Source organism: Acidisphaera sp. L21 (assembly GCF_009765685.1).
Classification (GTDB): domain Bacteria; phylum Pseudomonadota; class Alphaproteobacteria; order Acetobacterales; family Acetobacteraceae; genus LMUY01.
Map to the genome: position 1 here is coordinate 1 of NZ_LMUY01000016.1, position 3,687 is coordinate 3,687.

Below are 3,687 nucleotides of genomic sequence, written 5' to 3' on the forward strand. Positions count from 1 at the left end.
TACCCGTATGCTCCGTGGAAGGCGGCCGCAGAGCAACGCTTACGATCAACAATCGAACTTTCGTAGTTCCCACCCCCACCCTTCTGCGAAGCCATTTGCGATAGGACCGCGCCGACGTCGACAGGCTTTGATCCCGTATCCGGCGTGGTTGTCGGCGAAGGGGAGACGGCTTCCGATACCGTTTCCGGAGCGGCTTTTGATATGGCGTCAACGGTGCTTCCGGCCGCAGGTGCGCCTGCGTGGAAGATCTTGCTCATAATCGAGCTGAAAATGCTCATGGGTTTGCCCTGGCCTGTGAGCCACGCTCAACGCGCCAATGTCATCTTCAGCCATTCACCATCGCGACACTCATCGCTCTGCTTTGATCAGGTGACGCTCATTTGGCTACGTTGGCCGCCGCTGGCGCCTCTAGCGGCGTCTCACCAATCCCGTCATGCAGCAGGATTTCCCAGGCCGGGCGGCGGTGGATCGCTGCGACCCCGGGCCGCTCCGGCCCATAGATCGTCTCGCAAAGGTGGATCGTCATCGGCTGCCGCGTCGCACTTATGGTGCATCGTCCGCCACATCGGGCCAGCACCAGGGCGTCGGCGAGCGTCTGGTCGGGATGGACCTGACCGTCGCGAAGCAGCGCCTGGATGGGCTGGGGCGAACTCCAGCCGCACTTGCAGCGAAGGTTGAGCACGCGATGCCGCAACGTGTGCATGGAGCACGCTAGGACGATCGTGCGGTCGAAGGGTGGCGGAGGCGGCATGGAGGGAACTTAGGGGGAACGACGGGTTGGAGTCGAGCCTTGGGATCGCTCGTCTATCGGCTGGAGATAGCCCAGGCGTCACGTTGTAGAGATGCACGAAGGTGCTGGGGTTTCGGCCAGAAGTCTCCAATCATGCAAGGGGGGTGTTAGTGCATGCGGACGGCCTGATCATCACGTCCAACGAAGTGGTCAAGGATCTGTTGCGCCGGACAGAACAGCGGGCTGGTCGGGAGCCGCTGTTTGCCAAACGGGGCCCGCTGGAGCAGCTGGTGATGCCACCGCGGACAGCGCACCCGGCGCGTAAAGCGAAGCAGGCTGTCCCGTGGGGCGGACGTGTGGCGCCAAACTTGACGTGAACCCCTAGAGGCAATGTCCGTTGAGGCACTACAAGGAGACGCAGCCGTGGTGAACCCATCTACCTACACGACATATCTATGACCCAAGGCCCAACGACCACGAATGGTCCACTCGACACACCTGAAGCCGACCTCAGCGTCCGGCGGGTAGTGGCGTATTTTGCCACCCAACAGGAAGCCGAGGCCGCTAAATCTGCATTGGTCGGTGCTGGTATCACGAGCACTCAAATCACCATAACGGCAGCCAGGGGCAGTCAATCGGACTTGGAGCCGGCCGACAAGTCGATTATTGGGCACATCCGTGAGGCGCTGCTGCCTGATGATGGCCAAGTGGGGAAACGGGCTGCCATCGCTGCTAACGACGTTACGCTGACCGTGTTGCCGCAGGATGACGAGGTCGACCGAATCGTTGATGTCATTCAAGCCAGCAACCCGCATCATTTTGACCCGGCGTTAGAACGTTGGAGGAACTCACCCCCGCCCGTCTGACGGTTGCCATCTGGCGGCGGATCAGGTTTCCGGGCGGGCAAAGCGCTGTAAAACTTCTCGTCCGTTTTGACGCATAAACCAGAATCTATCTTGTGCTAGTTGTGTAATGAGCCCACGGCTAGCTGGTCACCGGCATGCGCAGTCTTGGCGTCGGTGTGTGAGGCGCTGATCTCCCCTCCCGCCTTGTTGCGGCCGGAGGTGATACAGATGTCAGCCAATCCACGAAACGACACGAGCGGCAAAGGAGCAATTCGCGAGCTTGGCTGATGAGTTGATCGATGCAGGGTGGCTACTACGAAATTCCTTACCTGAAGACTGCCCGATCGATGCCCGGGCTGTCGCGCTGGAGGATAGCCTGCTCCAGTTCGAAGAATCGGTGAATGCGCTTTGGCATGCGATCAGTAATGCGGAGATGCCCAGTTCGATTGTGTGACCGGGCAAACCGCACCACTAGAAAATGTGATCAGAGCCTCCGTCCACACCCCTTGCCGATTTTGATGGCGTGAATAGTTAGATCGCCGTCGCTGGCAAACCTGTCGGCCGAGTGGTGGATGGTGAATTGGGGCCAACGTCAAACGCCCCGCAACGCGCGGGCAACGTACTCGTCGCTGCGCTAGCATTTGGGGGCATATTCCTCGCTGGCGTGGTCGCGCTGATCGCCTGGATGTAGAGGGAGGCGGTATGACCGAAAACTCACCGATGGCGACGGTTGACGAGGAGATTGACCGGATCGAGGCGGCAGTGATTCAGCAGAACGCTGTGGTCCAAGACATCGTGCGACGGAAGGACTTCGCCGCCATGCCGGCCGCCCAGCAGGTGCTGCGTCAATACTCGGTTGAGTTGTCCAGCCTAAAGCGGAGGAGATAGCCTGCGCGAGGCGTCGTCCCAACCCTCTTGCCAAGCGGCGATTAACTCAGGGCCGATGCAGATGTCGCCTGGATAGTCGACACGGGCGATCCCGTCGCGATGATCAGCAGCCCCTATCGCTTTCACAACGCCAATCATTGTTAAATCGACCGGATGATCGTCCACGCTCACACCCCGCCCGCATTTCGACTGCAGGAACGCGACGGGGACTCAAGTGGTTTCAGACCGGAAGCTTGGTTGAACTTTTCACTCTGCGCCTTCGCCTAACTCATCACGCCAATGTGGCGATGCGATCTTACCCAGAAGATCAGTGAGTGCGTCGATCGCACCCCACCACTCCTCGCCTTCCGTCCCTCTATGCATCACTAGGTGCAAGCTCACGGATAAGCGGATCGTGGACCATCCGACCGCGGCCCTACGGGTTGTCTCATACAGACGATCGTACCTAGTGCGCACTTGGAAGCTGGTCATTCCGTTGCAGCGCGGCGGGATCGTAGAAGTTCGAACACGATTCCGGCCTTCGTCCTTTCGCCCCCACCGGCACCTCGGAGCCAGTTCAGGCGTTGGTGTGGCATGCAAATGCAAATGCCAGAGCCTATTCCGCCGATCATGCCGCCGGCACCTATCCCTGGCGACGATCTCCCGCCGCATCCGATAGACGACCCGTCGCCTGATGATTTACCGCCCGGATCAACGCCGCCGCCAATGCAGATGTAGGAGGTTGATGTGTGCGGCCGCTTCGCCTCTTCGCCTCCCAGATCCCAGCCGATCTGATCCACCAGTTGTTTAAGACGGCTGGGTCTGTGCCGAATCTGGCGCCGTCCTGGAACGTTGTGGATTCCGACGAAGGCGGCCACCTTTTCCAATCTGATCCCGGCCACCATTCCAAACTTGATGGCGGCCACCTGGCATCGTCTCGTGGGCCGATTTGGTCATCTCAGATGGCGCATGATTGGTCAAGCGACGAGGCTCGAAGGCCGCACCCGCGCTTGGGACTGTTTCCGGGCACGCACCATTTCATAGCGACTAGTCTCGCCCGTATCCACGCGGCGGCGTGATCGCCGCGAGGCTATCGAGATCGAGATCGACGATCTCCTGCAGCGTTTCCGCCATTGAACCCTCGCGCAGGCTTTCTGGCAGAGCGTCCGACCAGGCGGCGTATTCCGCTTGCAACGTGAGCAGTTCGGCGACTGCGTCACGCCAACGCGTGGGGCGGCTACGCCG

The 3,687-nt window shown here is 60.3% G+C and carries 6 protein-coding genes; 3 read left to right on the forward strand and 3 right to left on the reverse strand.

Going from position 1 to position 3,687, the window contains the following annotated elements; translation table 11 throughout:
• Both GSQ76_RS04785 and GSQ76_RS04790 read right to left on the reverse strand, forming a co-directional pair.
• On the reverse strand, positions 1 to 278 hold a 278-nt coding region (locus GSQ76_RS04785), incomplete at its 3' end, for a DUF3597 family protein (RefSeq protein WP_216850902.1).
• Between the two features lie 98 nt (positions 279 to 376).
• Positions 377 to 751 carry a hypothetical protein gene (locus GSQ76_RS04790; RefSeq protein ID WP_158742776.1) on the reverse strand — a complete coding sequence of 125 codons (375 nt, stop codon included), beginning with the start codon at positions 749 to 751 and terminating at the stop codon, positions 377 to 379.
• Between the two features lie 434 nt (positions 752 to 1,185).
• Here GSQ76_RS04790 and GSQ76_RS04795 point away from each other — a divergent pair, with 434 nt between their 5' ends.
• From GSQ76_RS04795 to GSQ76_RS04805, 3 genes are all read left to right on the forward strand, one after another.
• Positions 1,186 to 1,596 (forward strand): hypothetical protein, encoded by a 411-nt coding sequence (locus GSQ76_RS04795; protein WP_158742777.1) that lies wholly within the window; start codon positions 1,186 to 1,188, stop codon positions 1,594 to 1,596.
• A gap of 259 nt (positions 1,597 to 1,855) precedes the next feature.
• On the forward strand, positions 1,856 to 2,029 hold the full coding sequence (locus tag GSQ76_RS04800; RefSeq protein ID WP_158742778.1) for a hypothetical protein: 174 nt from the start codon (positions 1,856 to 1,858) through the stop codon (positions 2,027 to 2,029).
• Positions 2,030 to 2,277: 248 nt separating this feature from the next.
• The gene (locus tag GSQ76_RS04805; RefSeq protein ID WP_158742779.1) at positions 2,278 to 2,463 is read left to right on the forward strand and encodes a hypothetical protein; all 186 of its coding nucleotides are present in this window, start codon (positions 2,278 to 2,280) and stop codon (positions 2,461 to 2,463) included.
• Positions 2,464 to 3,489: 1,026 nt separating this feature from the next.
• On the opposite strand, the gene GSQ76_RS04810 is transcribed toward GSQ76_RS04805, so the two are convergent.
• The coding region (locus tag GSQ76_RS04810; RefSeq protein ID WP_158742780.1) for a hypothetical protein at positions 3,490 to 3,687 on the reverse strand (198 nt) is incomplete at its 5' end.